Annotated in this window: 18 protein-coding genes; 11 read left to right on the top strand and 7 right to left on the bottom strand. The window is 36.4% G+C overall.

Features of this window, described 5'->3' with window-relative positions:
- Positions 1–269 precede the first annotated feature (269 nt).
- From pdxR (ISU02_RS13315) to ISU02_RS13280, 8 genes are all read left to right on the top strand, one after another.
- The gene (gene pdxR / locus ISU02_RS13315) at positions 270–1,787 is read left to right on the top strand and encodes a MocR-like pyridoxine biosynthesis transcription factor PdxR (protein WP_194702326.1); all 1,518 of its coding nucleotides are present in this window, start codon (positions 270–272) and stop codon (positions 1,785–1,787) included.
- Between the two features lie 16 nt (positions 1,788–1,803).
- The gene (locus ISU02_RS13310; RefSeq protein WP_194702325.1) at positions 1,804–2,985 is read left to right on the top strand and encodes an aminotransferase-like domain-containing protein; all 1,182 of its coding nucleotides are present in this window, start codon (positions 1,804–1,806) and stop codon (positions 2,983–2,985) included.
- A 285-nt stretch (positions 2,986–3,270) separates the two neighbouring features.
- Positions 3,271–3,912, top strand: coding sequence for an HAD family hydrolase (locus ISU02_RS13305; protein ID WP_194702324.1), 642 nt, complete (start codon positions 3,271–3,273; stop codon positions 3,910–3,912).
- 149 nt (positions 3,913–4,061) lie between these two features.
- Positions 4,062–4,295 carry a hypothetical protein gene (locus tag ISU02_RS13300; protein WP_194702323.1) on the top strand — a complete coding sequence of 78 codons (234 nt, stop codon included), beginning with the start codon at positions 4,062–4,064 and terminating at the stop codon, positions 4,293–4,295.
- Between the two features lie 248 nt (positions 4,296–4,543).
- On the top strand, positions 4,544–5,731 hold the full coding sequence (locus tag ISU02_RS13295; RefSeq protein ID WP_194702322.1) for a pyridoxal phosphate-dependent aminotransferase: 1,188 nt from the start codon (positions 4,544–4,546) through the stop codon (positions 5,729–5,731).
- A gap of 267 nt (positions 5,732–5,998) precedes the next feature.
- On the top strand, positions 5,999–8,275 hold the full coding sequence (gene helD, locus ISU02_RS13290) for an RNA polymerase recycling motor HelD (protein ID WP_194702321.1): 2,277 nt from the start codon (positions 5,999–6,001) through the stop codon (positions 8,273–8,275).
- A gap of 298 nt (positions 8,276–8,573) precedes the next feature.
- On the top strand, positions 8,574–9,650 hold the full coding sequence (locus tag ISU02_RS13285; protein ID WP_194702320.1) for an MGDG synthase family glycosyltransferase: 1,077 nt from the start codon (positions 8,574–8,576) through the stop codon (positions 9,648–9,650).
- 12 nt (positions 9,651–9,662) lie between these two features.
- Positions 9,663–10,721, top strand: a complete 1,059-nt coding sequence (locus ISU02_RS13280) for a lysylphosphatidylglycerol synthase transmembrane domain-containing protein (RefSeq protein ID WP_194702319.1) — start codon at positions 9,663–9,665, stop codon at positions 10,719–10,721.
- 157 nt (positions 10,722–10,878) lie between these two features.
- Here ISU02_RS13280 and ISU02_RS13275 read toward each other — a convergent pair whose 3' ends face one another.
- The 4 genes from ISU02_RS13275 to ISU02_RS13260 all read right to left on the bottom strand — a co-directional run bounded on the left by ISU02_RS13275 (position 10,879) and on the right by ISU02_RS13260 (position 15,420).
- Complete coding sequence (locus ISU02_RS13275; RefSeq protein WP_207736304.1) at positions 10,879–12,489, bottom strand: sensor histidine kinase; 1,611 nt, start codon at positions 12,487–12,489, stop codon at positions 10,879–10,881.
- Positions 12,479–13,159 (bottom strand): response regulator transcription factor, encoded by a 681-nt coding sequence (locus tag ISU02_RS13270; protein ID WP_194702317.1) that lies wholly within the window; start codon positions 13,157–13,159, stop codon positions 12,479–12,481. Before ISU02_RS13270 ends, ISU02_RS13275 begins: the two co-directional genes overlap by 11 nt.
- A gap of 133 nt (positions 13,160–13,292) precedes the next feature.
- On the bottom strand, positions 13,293–14,393 hold the full coding sequence (locus tag ISU02_RS13265) for an MGDG synthase family glycosyltransferase (protein WP_194702316.1): 1,101 nt from the start codon (positions 14,391–14,393) through the stop codon (positions 13,293–13,295).
- Positions 14,394–14,649: 256 nt separating this feature from the next.
- Positions 14,650–15,420, bottom strand: coding sequence for an ECF transporter S component (locus tag ISU02_RS13260; protein ID WP_407646441.1), 771 nt, complete (start codon positions 15,418–15,420; stop codon positions 14,650–14,652).
- 136 nt (positions 15,421–15,556) lie between these two features.
- On the opposite strand from ISU02_RS13260, the gene pdxR (ISU02_RS13255) reads away from it, so the two are divergent.
- Both pdxR (ISU02_RS13255) and ISU02_RS13250 read left to right on the top strand, forming a co-directional pair.
- A complete protein-coding gene (gene pdxR / locus ISU02_RS13255; RefSeq protein WP_194702314.1) occupies positions 15,557–16,960 on the top strand; it encodes a MocR-like pyridoxine biosynthesis transcription factor PdxR in 1,404 nt (467 codons plus the stop codon).
- A gap of 63 nt (positions 16,961–17,023) precedes the next feature.
- Entirely contained in the window at positions 17,024–17,932 is a 909-nt protein-coding gene (locus ISU02_RS13250) for a hypothetical protein (protein WP_194702313.1), read from the top strand.
- A 120-nt stretch (positions 17,933–18,052) separates the two neighbouring features.
- Here ISU02_RS13250 and ISU02_RS13245 read toward each other — a convergent pair whose 3' ends face one another.
- The 3 genes from ISU02_RS13245 to ISU02_RS13235 form a co-directional block, all read right to left on the bottom strand.
- Entirely contained in the window at positions 18,053–19,138 is a 1,086-nt protein-coding gene (locus tag ISU02_RS13245; protein ID WP_194702312.1) for an MGDG synthase family glycosyltransferase, read from the bottom strand.
- Between the two features lie 69 nt (positions 19,139–19,207).
- Entirely contained in the window at positions 19,208–21,214 is a 2,007-nt protein-coding gene (locus ISU02_RS13240) for a diguanylate cyclase domain-containing protein (protein ID WP_194702311.1), read from the bottom strand.
- Positions 21,215–21,371: 157 nt separating this feature from the next.
- Positions 21,372–22,610, bottom strand: a complete 1,239-nt coding sequence (locus ISU02_RS13235) for a uracil-xanthine permease family protein (protein WP_194702310.1) — start codon at positions 22,608–22,610, stop codon at positions 21,372–21,374.
- Positions 22,611–22,874: 264 nt separating this feature from the next.
- On the opposite strand from ISU02_RS13235, the gene ISU02_RS13230 reads away from it, so the two are divergent.
- Entirely contained in the window at positions 22,875–23,591 is a 717-nt protein-coding gene (locus ISU02_RS13230) for an acyl-[acyl-carrier-protein] thioesterase (RefSeq protein ID WP_194702309.1), read from the top strand.
- The last annotated feature ends 32 nt before the right edge of the window (positions 23,592–23,623 follow it).

The following is a 23,623-nucleotide window of genomic DNA, read 5'->3' as shown; positions in this document are numbered from 1 at the left end:
ATATTAGTGGGTAAGGCTCAAAATAACCCCTAATTGAAAATGGCTAAAACAAACTGATAAAGATTTGTTTTGGCCATTTTTTTTGAAATTTTGTATCGAAGTAAAATCTTGTACCGATTTATGACGCATTCTTTTACAACGCATTCTAATGAAGAGATGCCTTTATTTTGTGAAAATTGGTCTGCATCCAATTCTTGAAATTGGATGTTTTCAATGGGATATGATATTGTTATTATAAAATTGGATCGGTCCACTAAGGAGTTGGGAACATGAATATTCATATTAACAAGAATTCTAAAACGCCTATCTATAGGCAGATCGTCAATCAAATGCGACAGAAGATTATATCGGGTGAATGGACGAATGGTTATCCTTTACCCTCTGAAAGGAAACTTTCAGAGATATTAGAGGTCAATCGAACCACTGTCAACAAGGCTTACATGGAACTTAAGTCAGATGGGTTCATTTTATCGCAAACAGGTAAAGGCACTGTGGTACAGGGGCAAATTTCTAAAGAAATGCAAAATCGAGATCTTTTTGTGCCAAGGTTACAGTGGCAACAGCTCTTAAATCATGATATTTATAAAAATGATTCAAGTTTGATCAAAAAAGTGATGAATTCGGCAAATGAAAAAGAAATGATCACCTTAGCAGGTGGCTTTGTCAACGCGTCTTTAATCGATGTGGATCAAATCGAAAAAATAATGAACCTCTGCTTTAAAAAATATGGTGAAAGACTATTTTGTGCCTCTAGCGTCTTTGGCCTTTATGAGCTTAGAGAACTCGTAGCAAGCCGTATGAAGCAGAAGGGTATTAATGCACATATAAATCAGGTGATTATTACTTCTGGTTCTCAGCAGGGATTAGAATACTTTACAAGAAGTTTAATAAAACCGGGGGATATGGTGATTGTGGAGGAACCTTCTTATTTAGGCGCCATTGAAATTTTCAAGGCTTATGGCGCACAAGTGGTTGGCATACCAATTGATCATGAGGGCATGCGCGTAGACATTTTAGAAAAATACTTACTCAAGTACAGACCGAAGTTTATATACACAATTCCCACTTATCAGAATCCGTCTGGTGTCACTCTGAGCATAGAGCGTCGAAACCAACTATTAGAATTGGCTTATTTGTATCGTATTCCGATTTTAGAAGATGATCCATACTCAGATATAGTTCTTGAAGGCCCTAAAATGCCTGCGCTCAAGGCTCTGGATCGCTTTGGATATGTGACATACATCGGCACTATATCCAAGAATATGTTCATGGGACTGAGAATAGGTTGGGTGATATCCGATGAGAGACTAATAGAAGCATTTGGATCTCTTAAGCAGATATCGGATCTTCACACGAATACCTTGGGACAATATTTGTTGATAGAATTGATAAAAAACAAAGTCCTAGAGGCACATATGGCTCGTCTGATCCCCATTTATAGACATAATAAAAAACTCATGGTGGATACGATTAAAAGTTATGATGTACCCGAGATGGCAATCACACCGTCCAATGGTGGCTTTTATATATGGTGTAGATTGCCCCAAAATTTAAATATGAATGAATTTGTTCAAAAATGCAGTGAGTATAAAGTTTTGATCATGCCGGGAGAACCTTTTTTTGCAGGGGGTACAGTAGGTGAAAATTATATTAGAATCAACTACTCGGCACCGTCAGATACAGAGATTATAGAAGGGATTAAGCGCCTCATGCACGCTATAAATGCCGCTATGAAAGGCACAAATCCCATGGAAATACACATGCAACGGAATACCCCATGGGTCTAATTAAAGGAGGTTGAATATGGTAGAATTTTTTTCGAAAGTCGCTGTAGAAGCGAAAGCATCAGATGTAAGAGAATTGTTAAAACTTACTAAAATACCGGGGATGATTTCATTTGCCGGTGGTTTGCCTTCGCCAGATGCATTTCCAGTTGAGGAAATGAAAGGTGTTGCAGTGGACGTCATTGACAAGCACGGTTATAAAGCGATGCAATATGGCACCACAGAGGGGCTTGCTGAACTTCGAACACTGATTAAGGACATTATGGCAAAGAGACATGTAAACACGGACATCTCTAATATTCTGATCACAACAGGATCACAGCAAGGCTTGGATCTTTGTGGAAAAGTTTTTATAAATAAGGGGGATAAGATCGCTTGTGAAAGTCCGACTTATTTAGCCGCTATAAGTGCTCTTAAGCCCTATCAGCCTCAATTTGTAGAGATCGATATGGATGAAGAGGGCATGAGACTTGATCATTTGGAAAAGCAATTACAAAGTGAAAAAATAAAATTTATCTACACGATTCCGGATTTTCAAAATCCCTCAGGGAGAAGTATGACCATAGAAAGACGTCGGGCAATGGTAGATTTGGCTAATAAATATGACGTATTGATCGTTGAAGACAGTCCCTATTCTGAACTTGCTTATGATCAGGAAGCCTATGCACCCATTAAGAGTTTCGATACGGAAGGTCGCGTGATCTATCTGAGCACTTTCTCTAAAATTGTATGCCCAGGGTTTAGGGTGGGCTGGATCTGTGCTGATGAGAAATACCTCTCCAAGTACATTATTTTAAAACAGGGCCTCGATCTTCATACGAATCAGTTCTCTCAATATATGATTGAAAATTATTATTCAAAGTATAATATGGACCAGCAGATTGATCAAATCAAAAGCCTATATAGGACAAAAAGAGATGCTATGATAGAGGCCATTGAACTCCATTTCCCAAAGAGTGTGAAGACATCCAAACCAGCTGGCGGCATGTTTCTCTGGGTTGAACTTCCAGAAGGCATAGATTCAAAAGCATTATTGCCAAAGGCGCTTGAGCAAAAAGTAGCTTATGTTTCAGGAGAGGCATTCTATCCGAACATACCTAAAAAAAATACCATGCGACTAAATTTTTCGAACAGTACTGTGTCTGAAATTCATAAGGGCATTAAAATCTTAGGTGAAATATTATCTGAGGCATTGTTATAAGATGTATTATGATAAGATGCATTATGATAAGATGTATTCTCATAAAGGGAAGACTTTATAAAAGGTAGCACCAGTCATGGGATTGGTGCTATTTTAGTGGGCAATAGAATGAGATTGTAGGTGTGTCATATCAAGAAGCACTCGGTGATAAAGCGATATTGACATTGTTAGTCTATTAGGATAGACTTTGTGCAAGCAAGTCTATCCTATCTCTTGTTGAGAAAGCCTATAATATCAAAAAAAATAAAGGAGAGCAAAGGCAAAACGCTTTGCGTATAAACCAAAATGTACAAATTAATTATTTTCGATTTTGACGGAACGATTATGGACACCAATGATATCATCAAAGAGAGTTTAAATGAAGCTTCAAAAAAGTTTAGAAATTCTGAAATCAGCAGTGATGAATACGAATTGATACTTGGAAAACCTCTGGAACAGCAGATGAAAGATTTATCAGAGACAAAATATGAAGCAATGACTGAATTCTACAGACAATATTACAGAGCAAACCAAGAGTCGCGCACCCAGATTTTCGAAGGCGTTCATGATTTGCTTGAAACGCTTAAGAATAATGATGTCAAATGCGGCATTTTAACGAACAAGGGTCGAAATGGACTGGAAAAGGGTTTAAAACAATATCATATTGAAAGTTATTTCGAGTACTATCTCAGTGCACAGGATGTCATTCGTGCAAAACCTAATCCAGAAGGGATTCATAAGATCTGTGCTTATTATAGTGTCCGCGAAGAGGATACGCTCATGGTGGGCGACAGCGCACATGATATAGAAGCGGGAAAAAATGCAGGTGTTTCAACCTGTCTGGTGTCATGGACCATACTGAATTTATCCAAATTGAAAAAGCTTAACCCAGATTATATTGTCGATCATCCAAGCGAAATTGGCGATATTATAAAGTTTGCGAAATAAAAGCGCTCTATTTAAAAAAAAATTATAAAAAGTACTTCCCTTTTCTTCAGAGTCTGATATAATGATTTAAATGTCAGATTAATAAAATAAAGTTTTTTAAAGATAAACTTTATAATAATAAGAACATAGTGACTGAAGGAGGGATTGTGATGAATAAAATTAAGAAAGGTGACCTAGTGACTTTATCGACTACTGGTGTTCAATCTTTGGAAAATGATCGTATGTCTATATATGAACGTGTCAACTTAACACGCCTTCAGACAAATGGCGGTCAAGTGATTAGTCTATATGACGATTACGCTAAAATTGGAATATTTGATCAGGAGAGAGCAGAAATTGTGGATCATTGGATTCTTGAACAAACGAGAATTGCACAACTTTAGTGTTATCTCAACCAGATCGTGTTATTAAAAAGCCTTTGGCAGATAGAGTTTATCTGTACAGAGGCTTAATTTTTACAAAAAAAGCGGCATCCTTAAAAATTTTTAGAGTTACAAAATTATTTTAATCTCTACAAAAAAATTGCAAATACAATTCATTCTGATATAATCATATATAGATAATCAAAGTTTATTTATTTTATAGAAATAGCTTATTTATGTGAAAATACATTCAAATAAAGGAGGTAACAATGATTTCAAGAGAAGTGGAAGAAAATTTAAAAAAGTCATCTTGGATTAGAAAAATGTTTGTGGAAGGTGCTGAACTTAAAGCAATTCACGGCGAGAATAATGTGTACGATTATAGTATTGGTAATCCATATTTTGAACCGCCTAAAAAAGTTGTTGCTAAGCTGAGAGAAATTGTTAATTCTGATGAACTCGGGACACATAAGTACATGGACAATGCAGGTTTTCCAGATGTGAGACAAAAAGTTGCAGAAGATATCAATAAAGATATCATTGAACCGATTTCACATGAGCACGTGATGATGACAGTAGGTGCGGCTGGTGGTATGAATGTCGTCATGAGAACGATCTTGGATCCAGGTCAAGAAGTCATCATTATAGCACCTTATTTTGCAGAATATATTTTTTATATTAAAAATAACAACGGTGTTCCTGTTGAAGTTTCCACTGATCCAGCTACTTTTGAACCAGATCTTGAGGCACTAGAAGCAAAGATCACAGATAAAACGAGAGCAATCATCATCAATACACCGAATAATCCAACGGGGGTTATTTATTCAGAGGCAAGCCTTAAAGCATTGGCTGCAATTGTGGCTAAAAAAGAAGCCGAAATTGGACATGAGATTTTTGTGATCTCTGATGAGCCTTACAAGGCAATTATTTATGATAACATGAAGGCACCTAATGTGCACAATATCTTCAAGAATTCTCTGATTGTGAATTCATATTCTAAATCACTTGGACTTGCAGGAGAACGTATTGGCTATATTGCAATGAACAGTAAAATAGAAGATACCAATATGCTCATGAGCGGCTTCTCTTTTGCAAATAGAACTTTGGGATTTGTAAATGCACCTGCACTATGGCAAAGAGTCATAGCGGATTCTTTGGATGATTCTGTTGATATCAAGGAATATGAAAAACGTAGAGACGTGCTTTACAATCATCTTAAAAGTATTGGATTTGAAATGGTAAAACCAGATGGTGCTTTCTATCTTTTTCCAAAGGCAATGATTGAAGATGATGTTGCATTTGTAATGGAAGCTAAAAAGTACAATTTACTTCTAGTACCTGGAAGTGGCTTTGGATATCCGGGTTATTTTAGAATTTCTTACTGTGTAGATATGGAGATGATAGAGCGTTCATTGCCAGCTTTTACAAAACTTGCAGAATCATATAAAAACAAGTAAATAAGCAAGTAAAATTGAAAAATTAGAATTCAATCATAAATAATAGCACTCTCTTATAGTGGGGTGCTATTTTTGTCTTTTTATAGGGCTATATGGAATTGTTTTTGCGTTGGTTTATTTAATTTTTTATTACATAATGATTTTAATTGTTGATTTTTCAAATTTGAAAGGATATGATATAATTCCTGCGTTTGTAGAGACGTGGAACAGGGACAAATTACAATTGAATAGGGCTGACATCACATGGAATCAAAAGGAGGTATCGTAATGAATGCAAAGGAACATCCTGATTACGAACATGAACAAGAGAAACTGGCAATGATTCAAAACATGATCTCGAAAGAGCGTGAAGAATTAATTATTAAGTCTCAAGATTACGGTAGATTAGCTAAAGAGGTCATTGCTGACCCTAACGTACTTGAGCAATTACGGAAGATAGACAGTAACCGTTTGAACATCTTAGAGACGTTAGCGAAGAAACCGTATTTTGGCAGGGTGGATTTTTGCGAACTTGGTAAGGACAAAGAGAGCTATCTCATTGGTAAAACAAGTGTAGATCATCCAAAAACGAAAGCGCTTGTGGTCTTGGATTGGCGTGCACCTCTGGCGGGCATCTACTATAGTGGCGAAATTGGTGAAGTCATGTACAACTCGCCAGAAGGGACTATAATAGGTGATTTGGAATTAAAACGACAGTATGAAATTATTGATGGAGAACTGATCAATATATTTGATAAAGGACTCACACCAATGGATGAATTTTTACAAAAGGCGTTATGGGAAAAGAAAGATAACCGACTTGCGGACATTGTCACCACAATTCAAGATGAGCAAAATCAGATTATCAGAGCTCCAAAAGATGGTATTTTAATTATCCAAGGGGTGGCTGGAAGTGGTAAGACAACCATTGTACTGCACCGAATTGCCTATTTGATGTATACCTATCAAGATCTGTTTCAAGCAGAGAAAATTTTAATGATTGTCCCGAACAGATTGTTTCTAGACTATATAAGTGACGTCCTGCCCGATCTTGGCGTTCATGATATTGAGCAAGTGACTTTTGAAATGTTATTCGAGAAAGCATTTGGAAAGACTTTGCCAACAACAACAGAAATGAATAAGCTCAAAGACCTCATAGATTTGGATCAAAGAGATAAAGGGCGCCAAAATCTTGAATATATTTCTTCGTTTAAAGGCTCCATGAAATTGAAACGCATTATGGATCATTATGTGACTCAACTTTTGGAAGAGGCTTTACCCAAAACGTCTATAGAAGTCTTAGGAAAAACGCTGTATACCTATGAAGAATTGGAGACGCTTTTTAGCACTCAATATGCTTATATGACTTTAGCCAAGAGAAAAGAGAAGCTATACAGATACATTAAGGATACTATTGAAGATAGACTTTTAAAACTCGAGAACAGAATTATAAGTCATTTAGACCGTAAGATTATAAACATCAAATCAGACTCAGAATTAGACGAACAAACACGTCAAAAAATGATTTCTAATATTGCCAGTCAAAAGATAAACTACTTGGGAACACTTAACGAGAGCATCAAAGAGATTCCTAAAGCCTATCTTGCCAAATGGGAGAATTTAAATATTGAAAAACTTCTTTTGAATCTACTGGGCAATGTAACGCTTTTAGAAAAGCATGCTCAGGGGATTCTCTCCAATGACGAAATCCGTACCGTCATCCAATATACTCAGAATGTTGTCAAATCCAAAATAGAATATGAAGATATTCCAGCTTTGCTCTATTTAAAGTTTGCAGTGGAGGGATCAGAACTTCTCAAAAAATACACACACATTATCGTAGATGAGGCACAGGATTTTAATCCTCTTCAGATGCATGTGTTGACCATGATGAGTTCAAATCATTCATTTACAGTTGTTGGGGATGTTGCACAAGGCATTAATGCCTATAGAGGTATTTCCAATTGGAGTGAATTAACACAGCAAGTTTTCAAACCCAAGGCGACGACCTATAAGACCATAAGCATTTGCTATCGTTCCACAAAAGAGATTATAGACTTTGGCAATGCAGTGATCTCTTCATTAAATGACGCACATATTGTATTGGCAAAACCGGCTTTGAGGGCAGGGCGTAAACCCAGTCTGATATCATGTGGTGATGAGGACAGCATGATTGCCGATGTCTGTGAACGCATAATGGCACTAAGACGAAGTGGCTATAAATCTGTTGCAATCATGTGCAAGACAGAATTAAGCAGCAGATCTGTTCATGATAAAATGAGTGCGTTGATGACGGAGGCTATTCAATTGCTCACTGGGCATGAGGAACATTACAAAGGAGGCATCACACTGCTCACCCCTCAGTTGTCCAAGGGACTTGAATTTGATGCAGTGATCATATTGGACTCTCATATGGACCCGTATACAGATGATCCGCTTCACATAAAGCTCTTATATGTGGCTGTTACAAGAGCACTTCATGAATTATTTATATATCATGTAAACAAGCCCACTGAACTGATTGCAAGAATAGATACGCAATTGTATGAAAAAATAGCAATATAATGTACTCAATTTTGCTCAAAATGCATAAATGTCAAAATTTTAATTGAATTCTAATGGAGAGTTGACGTTGTTCTAATATTCATTTTATATGATGAAGTTATAGTAAAACATAACTTCATCTTTTTTTTAAAACAACAAGATTTGAGCCGAAAGCTGTGCTGAGGGATGTTCAACCTCAAACAGCGTCAGCGAAAATCGGTTTGAGGCATCAAAGGATGGCTCAAATGTTGTTTAAACAAACAAGCATACAAATTATTATTGAGTATATAAGAAATATGAGAGCAATTAGGAGGCTCAAATGAACGAGAAAAAAATAGTGATTCTTACTGCAACATTTGGGATGGGACATCACTCGGTTTCAAGGGCTTTAAAATCAGAAATTGAACGTGTTTATCTGGATTATACCATCGAAATTGTAGACATCTTTGATATTATTAAACCTTCATATAAAAAAATTGCGCAAGGTATCTACAATTATTTGACGAGAGAATTTGAAACCCTCTATAATTTCTTTTATAATTATAAGAAGGATAGTCGCAAGAATCTGATTGATGAGTTGCTTTATGCAAGGTATAATCGACGCTTCAAAGAATACATGGATAGAGAGCAACCCTCTATAGTGATCAGTACTTTTCCAATGACTTCTGGGTTTATGTCTAGATATAAGTTGAAAACCAACTGCAACGTGCCTCTAATGACGGTTATTACAGATGTTGTGGATAGTTGGGAATGGGTACATGAAGGTACAGATCAGTATTTTGTGCCCTCTATTGAAGTAAAGGATTTATTGAGACTAAAAGGTATTGATAAAGACTCAATTTTCGTCACTGGAATTCCAGTGGGAGCTGATTTTAAGGTAGAAAAGAGTACCGCATCACATACACAAATGAAGCAAGTACTCATAATGGCCAGTGCCATGGGTAAAATTAAATTTGATGACGTGCTATTGAAACAATTAGAAAGTGTGGAAAACACGAAATTTATAATTGTGACAGGTACAGATTATGAACTTGCAGAAGCCTTATCAGATAAATCTTACAAAAATATTCAAATTCTTGGATATGTCTCTAATATTGCAGAACTTATGGAAGCCTCAGATCTTATTTATACTAAGCCAGGTGGGGTGACACTTTTTGAAGCGATTAACAAAGAAATCCCAATTCTTATTCAGCAGACAACAGTAGGACAAGAACATGCTAATATTGAGTTTGTAAAAAATCGTGAAATCGGTATTATTTTAGATCGTAAAACACACTTTGCAGATGAAATTGAAAATATTATTAATGATGATGTCAAGCTTTTCCAGTTGAAATCCAATATGTATGAGCTCAAAAAAGAATTTAAGGCTGAAGCCATTCTAAGAGCTGTTAGATGAGAGGATCAAAACATGACGAGACAACAAAAGTGGATTAATTTTACCATTATGCTTATATTGATAGGAGTTACGGTTTTAATATTGAAGCGACAAATCAATGTGTCTCAAATGATGCAAGTAGCTCAAACTGTTAAAATCGGCTACATAGCAGGGGCCATTGGCTTGATGTTTGGATTTTGGGGACTGGAGTCTCTAATGATTGGTTTATTACTTGATCATGTGGATGACAAGGTCGATAGAAAGCATATTCCTTGGATAGCAATAAAAACGACTTTAATTGGTCAGTATTATAGCAATATTACACCTTTTGCCAGTGGGGGACAACCGATTCAACTCTTATTGCTTCGTAAGCATAAGGTTTCCACCAGCAACGGGACTGCGGTTTTAGTTGGCAAGTTTCTCGTATTTCAAGTGACTGTTACGCTGTATGCACTTGTACTTTCCATTTTAAATTTCAAATATATTTTTAACGAAATGAGCTTAATTACAGGATTCCTAGCATTGGGACTCGTGATTAACACCATAGGTCTTTCGCTAATTATCTTTTTGGCATTCAAGCCAGATTGGATTAAATATTTAGGTAAAAAAATAAATGCACTGCTCTCACATATCAAATTGATTAAGAGTCGAGAAAAATCTGAAAGTAGATGGGTAGGCTTTGTTGAAGAGTATCAACAGGGAATAGATAAGTTGAAATCAGATCCTAAAAAGACATTTGTTCTTTTTATTTTGAGCATATTACAGGTAACCTTATTCTTTGGGATTACTTATGTAATTTATAGAGCGTTAAATCTTTCCGGTATCAGTCCTTTAAAAGTGATCACACTCCAAGCAATACTATATATGTGCGTTAGTTTTGTGCCGATACCTGGGACTGTAGGTGCTTCAGAAGTAGGCTTTTCAATGGTGCTTGGATCGGTATTTACAACTCATTTTGTAGGCGCTGCAATGTTGCTTTGGCGTCTCATAAGCTATTATTTTGGACTGCTCTTCTGTGGTCTCTTCACGTTAGTCATTTCAATTTATGAACATAAAGTGAAGGCTAAAATACCTGAACATAAGCTCGTCTGATTCCATTGTTGGCGGATTGATTTTCATAAATCAATCCGCTTTATTAATGCAACAAGATTTGAGCCAAAAGCTGTGCTGAGGGATGTTCAACCTCAAACAGCGCCAAGGAAAATCGTTTTGAGACATCGGAAGATGGCTCAAATGTTGTTTAATGTTGCTATTTCATAAATTGATCCTTTGGAAACAATAGAGATATTTTCGTTCCCACATGCTCTTGGCTTTCAATTTGAATTCGACCCCCTTGAACTTTCATTAAGCTTTCGACAATGGCTAGGCCAAGGCCGACACCACCTGTTTTGCGATTTCGGTCTTCATCCACTCTAAAAAATCGGTTCGTCAGATTGGGAATATTTTCTGCTGGAATGCCGCGCCCAGTGTCTTGAATGGCGATTTCATAGTACTTACGAAGTTCTCTTGAAGTGACGGTGATGGTCCCAGGAGGTTCTGTGTACTTAACCGCATTATCCACAAGCGCCCTAAAAATTTGAACGATCAGTTCTTTGTCAACAATGATATCCCCTGTGTAATTGAGTTCAGAATCAAATGTATAATCTTCATAGATGATTCTACATTCATGGATCAGTTTATCTGAAATCTCTTTAACAGAAATACGATCAAAGTTGACTTCAAATGTCCTATTTTCGACTCTGGCGAGCAACAGTAGTTTTTCCACTAAATTTTTCATGTTCTTCGCTTCGGATTCAATCGATTCAATGGACTCATCAAGAAGCTCTCTTTCATCATAGCCCATGGTTTTTAACAGATCGACATAGCCGAGAATAATTGTAAGCGGAATTCTGAGCTCATGAGAAGCATCAGACACGAAACGCTTCTGATAATCAAACGATTTTTCAAGGTTTTGAAGCATGAAATTTAAACTTTTAATAAGGGTATCTACCTCATCATTTGTGCCAATGGATGGAATGCGATAGTCTAGATTTTCATTATTAATGTTTTGAGCAGTGTAAGATAGATTGACAAGTGGTCTCAGGGCACGCCTTGTAAAGTACCTTCCAAAAATAGAGAGCAGGAGAATCCCTATGATTGAAGAGACAAATAAGGCTGAATTTAAACTCATGAGATAATCTTCGTCAAGCGTTGAAGTTAAAAAGAGTGTTATATAGACCTTTTTGCCATCCAGAAAGACGATATTGGACGTGGTGTGCATGACGTCAGTTCCCAAAATCTTTGTGATAAAAACATCAGAGGTAGTCTGATCTAAAGAAAAGGGGATTTGAAGTGAGCCAATAATGGATTGACCATCACTCGCTTGATTGTCATATATTTTTAAGTCCAAAAAAGTACCGTCAGTTGACGTTTCAACTTTTAAAACTGTGGAGAGGTTGCTTGTATCTGTATATTCAGTACCTGTAACAAATCGATCGTAGTAACTTTTATTCAGAAGATAAGAAGTTCGATTGGCATTGTCAGAAACCAAAACCACAAACTTATAGTTTTCAAAAAGATACAGTTTTTTTAAGCGTTCATAGAGATAAGGCACTCTTTGATTATCAGGGGTTTGATAGAGTATATCCGCATCCTCGTTTATAAAGTCTTCAATTTGTGTTTTTTTTGAGATGAGTTCATCTTTGTTTTTATAAAAGAGAAATTGTCTTGTAAGCACGGTTACAAATAGAAAGACAAACAAGATTAAAATGGCAAAGAGAATCACATTGAAGACTGTGATTCTCGTGGTTAATTTGAGCTTTCTAAACGGATCATAGAGTTTATGATATTGTCTTTTAAAGAAATTTTGTTTATTTGACAACGTAGCCACGACCCCTTACCGTTTGGATTATTTTTCGATCGTAATTGCGATCAATTTTATCGCGGAGATATTTGATATAGACATCTACAATATTGAGACTGCCATAATAGTCATATCCCCAAACTTTGTTGAGTATTTGTTCCCTTGTAAGTACGATGCCTTTATTGATGACAAGATGTTTTAAGAGATCAAATTCCGTCTTTGAGAGTTCAATAGGATCTTCTTTTCTTGAAACTTCGTAAGTTACTGTATTTATGAATAGGTCTTCAAATTGAAGAATTTCTTCAGAAAGCGGTGCGACTACAGAAGCTGTTTTGCGCATATTGGCTCTAATACGGGCCAGCAATTCATCAAATATAAATGGCTTCGTCACATAATCATCTGCACCGCTGTCTAAGCCTGTAATGACATCTTGAATGTCGTCTTTTGCTGTGAGCATGATAATTTTATTGTTGGGATCGTGTTTTTTTATTTCTTTACAAGCTGTTAAACCATCCACTTTAGGCATCATTAAGTCCATTAAAATGAGATCGTAATTATTTTTGAGACACTTGTCAATCGCCTCAGCACCATCTTGTGCCAAGTCTGTTTCATAACCAGCGTATTTTAATTGTAATTCAACTATTCGAGCAATCTTTTTTTCATCTTCTACAATAAGAATTTTTTCCATAAAGCCTCCGTGTGCTTTTCATGGTTAGGGTTAATGCGAAACTGACTTTTGCCCCTCTAACCTTTTATTAAATATATCAAAAAAAAGGCCGTTTTACAACGACCTTCCTACAGTAACGACTTTGTGAATCTCACTATGCCATGAGCTCATGACATAAATCTCCGATCTTCGCTACAGAGTAATTGGATGACATTGCTTTCATTTTATTTTTAATGACCATAAGGCGTTCCGGCTCATTGACAAAAGATTCAATTGTAATGGGTAGCGTATGAAGGTTTTCAACATATACTGCAAGCCCCTCGGATGCCAATATCTCTGTGTTTTCGGCCTCTTGACCATGAATGTAAAAAGGAATGACTATGGGAAGTGTTTTATTAATGGCTTCAGTTAAAGTGAGGCCACCGGGCTTGCTAATCAGTAAATCTGCTCGATCCATCAATTCATCTACATTGCTGATGAAGCCATAAGTTTCCAATGAAATATTGGCAGGCAAATCCTGAAAATGCGATTCAATAGCGTGTTTCACGGTTTTGTTGTTGCCACATACCACTTGAATGAGGATGTTATTTCGAACTTTAAGCAGCATTTCCAATATTTTATACAATTTTCTGCTGCCCATACTGCCTCCCATGAGTAGAATGGTGAAAGGTGAAAAGTCCTCTCGGCGAACAGATGAGTTCATGTAAAATTCCTCTTTGACAGGAATACCGTAGTCGTAAATTTTTTCTTGTGAAATACCAAGCGCCTGCAGTTGATCATTGGTTACTTTCGAGCCTGTGATATAGGCATCAATCGAATCATGGACATAAAATCGATGTACACCCAAATCGGTGACAACGGATAGACAAGGGGCATTGGTCAGGCCTTCTCTTTTAAGTTCTGCGATAATATGCACAAAAATAGGATGTGTCGATATGATTACACTCGGGTTATAATGCTTTATGTAAGCTAATATTTTATTTTTGAGCATAACTTTAAAAAATCGCTTAAGCTGTTTATTTGTGGATTTATAACCGCTAAATCTATAAATTTCACCATAGAGCTTTGGGGTGTAATTTGCCAAAAAAGTGTAGCCATCTTCAATCATGGTTTCCAAGAATTTACTGTTTTCTTTAAAGGTATCAATCACATAAAAATCAAGCGTGTGATCCGAAAGCTGTTTTTTTAAAGACTGCGCTGCCTGATTATGTCCACCACCAGTGGATGCGGTAAAGATCAAACCAACTTTTTTCATGAGAATGCCTTCCTTTCAATTCATTTTTATAAAACGTCCATTAACGTACATCATCGTTCACAGAAGTGTTGCTCTATATTCATAATACGGTAAAAATATTAAAATCATATTAAAAATGATTTAAGAATACATAAGCATTAAAAGAAATAGGGTGATTTACTGATTTTATCTCTCTGAATGTGCAATAAAATGTGCAATAAGAGGTATAAAAAAGACGACATCCTCAATGAATATCGTCTTGATTGAAAGTATTTTTTTATTGATGGGAATGGTGTAGGGAAACATAACTCACATTGGCTTTTTTAAGACCTGCTAGGATGATGAAACCAAGGGCGATACCGGTGACAAATTGAATGATATTCCAAGGTAAGCTAAAGATTGGAATGATGAAACTGCCATACATAATGCCTGCTGTCACATAATAGCCAAGTACCATCCATAGTCCTGCAATGATCATTCCAGAAAGCTGGCTGAACGTGATGCCATACTTATCTTTAAGAAGATAAAAAATAACGGTGATCAATGGAATGATAATAGCGACCCCCAATAATTGATAGTTGAGTTTTGAAATGGCGAGCACTACATTTTCAACCCCTGCCAATTCATCCACATTTGAGGCTAGAAAATTGATATCGGCGCCTTTGATAGATAATACAAACCCGATTAAAGCAATGAACCAGATGCTCAGTGTGCCTGCTAAAATATGTTTTTGATTGCGCTTTTCACTGGCAAAATAGCCAACGATGAAGCCCATGACGCCTTTAATAATTAGAGTTGGAATAGCCCAATGAACGTATCCTCCAAGCAAGTCGGCAAACATAGAGCCAACGCCAGCGGCAAATGCACCGTACCAAGGGCCAAGTAGAATACCAGAGATAAATATGCACATATCTCCAGCATGGATATAACCATTTGTAAATGGAATGGGTATTTTAATGATAAAAGTCGTAATAAATACAAAGGCTGTCATTAGAGCCGTGTAAATCATAATTTTAAGATTATTTCTCATAGTGCCCCCTTTAAAGATATAAATTCATAATAATTTCCTGTAATTATATATAAGTCACTTGTAATTATATATGAGTCAATTATAATATAATATAGAATTGGGTTTATCAAAAGAGTCAGATTAGCACAAATTGATAGGGACAGATGGAGGCAATATGATTGGTTTTGTGATCAACTTAGATGAAAAATCAAAAATTCCAAAGTATATTCAATTATATGAGCACATTAAAAATGAGATTCATGAGGGCACATTAAAAGAAGGTACAAAGCTCCCTTCAATAAGAATGGTCTCAGAGGCACTTAAGATCAGTAAGTCCACAGTAGAAAATGCATATAATCAATTGATTGTTGAAGGTTACATAGAAAGTCGATATAAAAGCGGTTATTATGTGATCAATATTGAAATTTATGACTATAATCAATTTGCAAAAGGGAATATTCCAAATTACAAAATGGTTGAGCCGAAAAAATCAATTGACATTCAGAGTAGTGACGAACAGGAAGAAGCCACTTTCAATTTTAGTGAGTGGAAGAAAATGCTCAATAAAGTTTTGGAGTATGACACGAAGGCCCTTTTATCTTCTGGTGATGTCCAAGGTGAGTTTGCCCTTAGAAGAGAAATATCTGATTTTCTATATCAATCACGTGGCGGTAAATGTCATCCTGATCAAATCATTGTTGGTGCTGGGATTCAATACCTCTTTGGATTAATTGCAGCTCTATTTAGAGGTGAGGAGGCGCAGATCGCCTTTGAACACCCTGGATTCTCAAAAGGGATGTATATTTTTGAGGATTATGGGTATCAAACCATTAAGATTCCCGTTGAATCCGATGGGATTAATATTAAAAAACTTGAGGCTTCTCTTGCAAAAATTGTCTACGTATCGCCTTCGCATCAGTATCCTACGGGATCGATTATGCCCATAAAGAAAAGAATTAAGCTCATCAATTGGGCAACTAAAAATCAATCTTTTATTATTGAAGATGATTATGACAGTTTGTTGAGGTATGAGGGGTATCCGATTCCCGCTTTGCAGGGGTTAAATCAAGGCAAAAATGTGATCTATGTAGGTTCCTTTTCCAAACTGCTGATTCCGTCTCTCAGAATTAGCTTTATGGTGCTTCCTGAGACGCTAATTCAGAAATTCAATTTTATTAAGGATAGATATTCGCAAACGGTTTCTAAAATAGAGCAATTGGCGTTAGCCAACTATATGTCCGAAGGCTATTTTGAACGTCACATCAGAAGAATAAAAAAAATATATGGCAGAAAAAATCAACTTTTGATCGATGCCTTTAAAGTACATCAGAATCCCTATTATGAATTAATTGGGAAAGAATCTGGATTGCATGTGATGCTTTCTTTTAGTCCAACGGTCAATAAGGAAAAAGTGGTAAAAGATGCTGAGGCCATTGGATTGAAACTTGAGGGCATTAGCGACTATGAAGGCAGTAATATATTGGTCCTTTCTTATAGTGGACTCTTAGATCAAGAAATTGAACCGGTTATAGGTAAATTAAGTCAAATCGTGTTAGAATCTAATGAAAAATTCACATAATGGACACAACTTTAATGGTATAATTAGGTACAATAGAGGATATGACATAGAATTGGAGGCTATATGCAAAAAAAATGGTTGATCGGTATTGTGTTCGTGATTTCTCTTGTGGGCTGCCAAAAAGAAGTTGAAAAAGAACATCAATTACCACCGATGGTTACGCTACCAGTATTGCAAGCTGATTTAACCGATCCCGTCGACAAAGAGATTGCCAGTGAAGATTTGATTGGTAATTTTAAATACTTAGATCAAAATATTTCTAATATGACAACTGAGGAAGCCACAGAAAGTTTCTATAAAATTGAAGAATCATCCATTAAGAAACAGTTTTATTATGTAGAAGTCATTGCAGTTGATGATCATATACAAACAGAGTTGATGAAATGCTTTGACCCTAAGAAGGGTGCATTTGACTTTGCTAAGTACGATGGCGGCAGTGGTATGGTCATTGATGAAATTTATGCCAGTGGTTATAAGCTTGTGCCCTATGAGGGCGTTGTATACCCAGTGACTGATTATGCAAAGTTTAAGCCTTATGCAAGTTTTATGAGTGATGAAGCCCAAAGCTATATTAACTTAAAATCACTAGAATCTGAGGCGTATACAGGGACGCGATCATCGCTTGAGATTTCTAGGGAAGAACTTGTGGACCGCATTCTTTTGGCAGAAAATCATATTAGAAAATATAAGGATGGGAGAACATATCCAAGGGTGCTTGAAATGTATAAGGCCTATATGTATTACTATATCCCGTCATCGATTATCTTTGAAGCTAAATCAAATGTCAATGAAGAAATCGCTCAATATAAGGCATTTATAGAAGCGCATCCAGATACTATATCGGCTCAGATCATATCTGATTATTTGAATACTTTAGAGGATAACGGTTATGAAGAAAACGATGTTGTAAAAGACTATTTGAAAGACTTCTATAGTTCTATAGAAAACTATATATCAAAAGCTGAAAATTGAAACGGTTTATTAGGTTGCAAGCAAAGAAGGGGCACTATTTTAGAATGATTTTAGAAGCATTCTAAAAATAGTGCCCTTTATAGTATTCTTTATATGCCGCTTGATATTGCGCATGGCTTTCTAGAGAAAACTCTTAATAAGCGCCAGTGTTTTATCCAGTGAGAAAGAAGCTTTAAGTGAAGAAACGTTTTGTCGGATCTGATGGTAATAGCTTGGATCATGGATAAGCTGATCTAATATAAAAGTGAGTTTTTGACCATTTTCAATTTTAAAAGCCGCCCCTGTACCCAGTAAAAAATCTGTATTTTCTTCTTCTTGCCCAGGCATTGCAAAAGGGATTAAGAGGGGGAGCCCCTTAGCGATGGCTTCGGTGGTCGTCAAGCCTCCTGGCTTTGTTATGATGACGTTGGAGACATCCATGAGTTTGTCTACCTGATTTGTAAACCCAAAGATTTCATACAAGCCGCTCTCAATTTCTGCTTGATATCGTTTTTCAAGAGATTTTTTTAATTTTAAATTATTGCCGCAAACCACTTTACAGTGTATTGGATTTGGGTAATATTTTAAGGTTTCGAGGAGTTCATCTGCAAAAGTCAAGCCAATACTGCCGCTCATAATCAATAGCGTAAACTTCTTAGGTGTGACTTCAGATGGTTTATAGTACTGAGGTGTAAGTGGAATGCCGTAATTATAAACTTGTGTACTCTTTATACCGTTTTGGACTAAAGCATTTTTTGTAAATGCAGAGCCTACAATATAAGCGCTCACTTCTGGATTGATATAACTTCTATGAGCATTAAAATCAGTGACCACCGAAATATAGGGCATAGTAATTTGACGATTCGCCTTGAGTTTACAAATAATATTGCTGGCAAGTAGATGTGTACCGATAATCACATCGGGACTAAACACGTTGATATGATTCAAAAGACGTGTTTTCCCAACGATATTAAAAGCGTTAGTCACTCGGTTGTTGACGAGTTTACGATTGCTTATATAGTACAAATGTCCAAAAGTCCTTGGAGATTTTAGAGACATTTGCTTATAACTGTTAACAACCAAATAGTCTAGAGAACGATTAATTTCTTTCATGAAATTACTCACCTGAACAGTGATGCCGTTCTGTTCAAGTAGAATTTTTAAATTTTCAGCAGCTTTATCGTGACCACCACCAGTGGATGCTGTTAATATGAGTATTTTGGCCATTTTATTCCTCCATTGGATTATAACAATATTTATTTTATACGAATTAAGGCATTTATTCAACAGAGGGATTTAAGAATAGTGACGTGTAGCCTTTAACTGGTACATTTTATCATCGGCAACATGTAACAGTGTATCAAATGTAGTGCCCTCTTTGGGAAAAATGGCATATCCAACGGATACAGAAAGCGTTAATTTAATTTCCTCATTAAGATACAGTGGAGCCCTAAAGGCGTCCTCAATTTTTTGGAGATTGGCATGAACTTCTTTAAGGTTTTTACCGTTACAGTGTGAGAGCACTACAAATTCATCGCCGCCAATTCTGGAGATCATTTCTTCCTGATCAAAAATTGTTTTTAAAATAAGAGAAATTTTGACAAGAGCTAGGTCTCCTATGGCATGACCATAGTCATCGTTTATCTGCTTGAAGAAGTCCACATCAAAGTAATAGAGGCATAACCGTTGGTGAGTTGATTTAGCAGATTCTATGGTCTTTTCAGCCAGTTCTAAAAAGCGACCTCTCGCCAATAGATGAGTGAGATGATCATAATAAGCCAAATTAATGATTTTCTCCTCATTTGCCTTATAATTGGTAATGTCATAAATGACGCCAATATAATTGATTGTTTGTCCCACATTGTTTTGTACATCCAATATGGTGAGCCATTCAAGAATCGTTTTATTATTTTTAGTTTTATTCCTGATCTCACCGGACCAATGTCCAGTATTATTCACAGCAAGCCACATGTTTTCATAGAATTCGGCGGAATGCTCTCCGGACCTTAGAATCTTAGGCGTTTGATTTTTAATCTCTTCAAGCGTATATTCTGTAAGCGATAAAAAAGCTTTGTTAGCCCAGATAATGGAGTGATTTGGATTCGTAATGATAACCCCTTCCTTTATGTGATCAAATGTTTTTAAAAAGAGGTCATATAAATGCTTCTGTTTAAGATCTTCTGTAATCTCTTCGTAGATGGCGACAAATTTATGGACCACTTGATCATCCTGAGCAAGTGGATAAGCGGTCATGTGATATGATTTTTTCACATGATCTCTATTTTGTCTGACCACATCGTATTCAATGGTATTACCTTCCAAAACCATATTTAAAAAAAACCATGATTCTTCAGAAAACTCACTTGGGACAATAGCGTCATTTACCGTTTTGAGATAAAGCTCTTCGTTGGTAAATTTAAAATGTGATTCAAATGCAGAATTGATTTTGAGGATTTGAAGAGAATCAGACATAATGATCATGGGCATCGGTGCATGATTAAATAAAAGCAAATAATCGTCATCTTTTAATGACGTTTCTGACAACTTGCTGACAGGCTCAATGGATGAAAACAATAATTTCTTGTTGTTGTATTCAAAGGGGCCGCTGATAACCTTTACATTCCAAATATCATTGTTGGCAAGGCGGTGCTGAAAATTGAAATGATTTCTGGATTCTTCTGAAGCCTTGGTCATTTCCTTTTGGATGGCTTCAGGGGTCAATAAATTGATATCGGAGATTTTCATTTTTTGCATTTGCAAATCAGAGTAGCCATAAAAGTTCAGTGCAAATTGGTTGGCATGAAGGATATATCCGGTTTTGGGATCGATAATGAGCGTGGCATCTCGTGCATTAGTAAGTAAATTATAGAGCGCATCGGAGGTTGCTGCCAATGGCTTGGCAAGACGGCTCAGATCTAAAATAAAGGCGCCATAGTAATTGTTGTATAGATCTTTTTTTAACATGAAAAGCACTATCTCCGCCTGGAAATGATTTTCATGGACATCTTTATGAAGCCACTTAAAACGAACGGGTTCATTAAGAGTGGTGTTGTCAATTTTATGATCATTCAAGTAATCAAAATAGGAAGGATAAGGATGCCTTTTATCAGTGATCATATCGATCTTTTTATGTATAAGTGAGGTTTTAAAAAGCGATTCCGCACTTAAATTGGAAAATAAAATTTCTTGATCTCTTAAAATGATAAAGGGGTCTTGATAGTGGTAAGATAATTTTATAAAATCCATCCCAATGTTTTTAAGCCAAAGCAAAGAGGGATTGTTTTCAATTAGGTGTTTAGGCATAAGAACCTCCAGTGTACAGTCTAGTTTCGATTATCTTATTTATGCCCAAAAAAAAAAGAATCCATCAATTATTAAAAAAAGATGCCTACAAATTTGATTTTATATCAAATCAGTAGACATCTTCAAGATTTTAAGCATCATGTGATAATTCAAGTTACTATTTCTCTAGTTTCGTCCAAACCCCGTTGACAATAACTCCTAAGAGCGCTGCTAAGCTAAGGCCTTTCAAAGCAACTTCTGAGTTTGGAATAGAGATTTGAAGTGCCAATGAAGGGACATATGAAGGTGCAAGACCAACAAAGAGAATCAAGAGCATAATCAGGATATTTTTAACATTGAAAACAACGTTTTGGTTTTTAATGGTTCGGACGCCGATTAAAGCAATCATAGAGAAGAGCATTAAACTGATACCGCCCATTACGGCTGTCGGTATGGAACCCAGTACGCCACCTAGTTTTCCAACAAGGCTTAAGACGATGGCAAACACTGCGGCAATGCGTAAAATAGCGGGATTATAATTTTTAGTGATTGCAAGTACCCCGGTGTTTTCACCATAGGTTGTATTAGCGGGACCACCGAGGAGTCCTGCAAACATGGTTGCAATACCATCACCTAGTAAGGTTCTGTGAAGACCTGGATTTTCAATAAAGTTTTTACCGACAACCGTGCCGTTTGTTGTGATATCACCAACGTGCTCCATAAAAACTGCAAGGACAACAGGTGCCATGATTAAAATGGCCTCTAAACTAAACTTTGGAAGCGTAAAAGCTGGAAGTCCCAAAAGCGAAGCTTGTTGAATACTTGTAAAGTCCACAGCATGCATGGCAAGTGAAAGCGTATAACCGACGACTACTGCGATTAGGATCGATAACTGTTTTAAAAATCCTTTTCCGAGGAAAGTAATAATCAATGCAGTTGCAAGTGTAACACCGGCAAGCAAAAAGTTTGCCTTGGCCATACCGAATGCTGTAGGCACTAAATTTAGACCAATTACAATGATCATTGGGCCCACCACATGAGCTGGTAAAAAGGCTTTAATATGATCCACACCAACTGCTTTGACGAAAAATGATAAAAGCACATAAATAAATCCAGCAACGATTATCCCACCTTGGGCATATGCTAGATCACCTTGATAAAGTTCTTTAATTTGTAGAATTAATGGAATAAATGCAAATGAAGAGCCTAAAAATACAGGTACTTTGCCACTGGTACATGCGTGGAAGATCAAAGTGCCGCAACCAGCTGTGAATAAAGCAACAGATGGATTAAATCCCGTTAAGATTGGAACGAGGACTGTAGCGCCAAACATGGCGATAAGATGCTGAAGTCCTAAGATAAAATTCTTGGGATCAGACAGTGTACTTGGTGATGCCGCATAACTATTTGTTGACATAAAAAACCTCCCCTTTTTTAAAAATGAGTGGGAGAAGACATGAATCTTCTCTTTTTAGCCTCACAGGACCAAATTAAAAAGTGCTATTTAATTCTGAAATGATCACTGAGTTACCTCGATAGTGATGATACCACATAAAGCATTTCTTTTCAAGTGGCATAGTACATATTGTTAAGGAAAAGTTTACAAATGATTTTTTGTCCAGAGGCCAAAAATGGTATAATGGAGGTATCGTCAAATGAGGAAAGCAGAAAGGACCATATCATGAATTCTTATTACGAGAAAGCGTATGAGCTACATAATTTTGATTTTAACGCACATCAACATGTTAAGACCGTCACTTTACTTAATTTTCTACAAGATATTTCCACCTGCCATTACAATTCAGTGGTGGGAGAGAATGATGATAATGCCGTTTGGGTAATCGTTGAATGGGATGTTCAGTTTATTGCGCCTATTACGAAAGTTCAGACTTTAACTGTAAAAACCAAACCAACTTATTTTAGAAAATTTATAGCTTATAGAGCCTATGAAATAGAAGATGCAGAGGGGACCGTCGTCGTAACTGCTGTCAGTAAGTGGGCTTACATCAACTATGAAAGTCGCAAGCAAATGGTGATTCCAAAATCACTCTATGCCATTTTTGGTGTGCAAGAAAATGCGGATAAACCCCCAAAACTTGAAAACATGGATTTTAAGATTGATAGAAAAGGGTTTATGCCCTTTAGAAGTTGTTTTTCAGATATTGATATCAATCAACATGTGAATAATGTTTCATATCTTAGATGGACCATTGATAGTTTGCCCTATGATTTTATTGCACAAAATTCTCCAAAGCGGTTACAGGTCTATTATAGGAAGGAAATTTTTATAAATGATGTCATTCGCGTTTTGACAGATTTAGAGGAGAAAGAAACCAGACAAATTATTCAAAATAGCAACGGTGAAGAATGCGTAAAGATTCGAATGCTTTGGAAGTAGTGTAAATCGTAAAAGTGTCATAAAGATGTCAT

It is taken from the genome of Fusibacter ferrireducens (assembly GCF_015352425.1).
GTDB classification, from domain to species: domain Bacteria; phylum Bacillota; class Clostridia; order Peptostreptococcales; family Acidaminobacteraceae; genus Fusibacter_A; species Fusibacter_A ferrireducens.
Note: the sequence above shows the minus strand (reverse complement) of the source record. Positions and strands in the feature narration are given on the sequence as shown.

Excerpts from the sequence above, each read along its gene's own strand:
- ISU02_RS13270 (WP_194702317.1), bottom strand. The coding sequence starts at position 13,159 with ATGGAAAAAATTCTTATTGTAGAAGATGAAAAAAAGATTGCTCGAATA.
- pdxR (WP_194702314.1), top strand. The coding sequence starts at position 15,557 with ATGATTGGTTTTGTGATCAACTTAGATGAAAAATCAAAAATTCCAAAG.
- pdxR (WP_194702326.1), top strand. The coding sequence starts at position 270 with ATGAATATTCATATTAACAAGAATTCTAAAACGCCTATCTATAGGCAG.
- ISU02_RS13265 (WP_194702316.1), bottom strand. The coding sequence starts at position 14,393 with ATGAAAAAAGTTGGTTTGATCTTTACCGCATCCACTGGTGGTGGACAT.
- ISU02_RS13245 (WP_194702312.1), bottom strand. The coding sequence starts at position 19,138 with ATGGCCAAAATACTCATATTAACAGCATCCACTGGTGGTGGTCACGAT.
- ISU02_RS13285 (WP_194702320.1), top strand. The coding sequence starts at position 8,574 with ATGAACGAGAAAAAAATAGTGATTCTTACTGCAACATTTGGGATGGGA.
- ISU02_RS13295 (WP_194702322.1), top strand. The coding sequence starts at position 4,544 with ATGATTTCAAGAGAAGTGGAAGAAAATTTAAAAAAGTCATCTTGGATT.
- helD (WP_194702321.1), top strand. The coding sequence starts at position 5,999 with ATGAATGCAAAGGAACATCCTGATTACGAACATGAACAAGAGAAACTG.
- ISU02_RS13300 (WP_194702323.1), top strand. The coding sequence starts at position 4,062 with ATGAATAAAATTAAGAAAGGTGACCTAGTGACTTTATCGACTACTGGT.
- ISU02_RS13230 (WP_194702309.1), top strand. The coding sequence starts at position 22,875 with ATGAATTCTTATTACGAGAAAGCGTATGAGCTACATAATTTTGATTTT.
- ISU02_RS13240 (WP_194702311.1), bottom strand. The coding sequence starts at position 21,214 with ATGCCTAAACACCTAATTGAAAACAATCCCTCTTTGCTTTGGCTTAAA.
- ISU02_RS13305 (WP_194702324.1), top strand. The coding sequence starts at position 3,271 with ATGTACAAATTAATTATTTTCGATTTTGACGGAACGATTATGGACACC.
- ISU02_RS13310 (WP_194702325.1), top strand. The coding sequence starts at position 1,804 with ATGGTAGAATTTTTTTCGAAAGTCGCTGTAGAAGCGAAAGCATCAGAT.
- ISU02_RS13235 (WP_194702310.1), bottom strand. The coding sequence starts at position 22,610 with ATGTCAACAAATAGTTATGCGGCATCACCAAGTACACTGTCTGATCCC.
- ISU02_RS13280 (WP_194702319.1), top strand. The coding sequence starts at position 9,663 with ATGACGAGACAACAAAAGTGGATTAATTTTACCATTATGCTTATATTG.
- ISU02_RS13250 (WP_194702313.1), top strand. The coding sequence starts at position 17,024 with ATGCAAAAAAAATGGTTGATCGGTATTGTGTTCGTGATTTCTCTTGTG.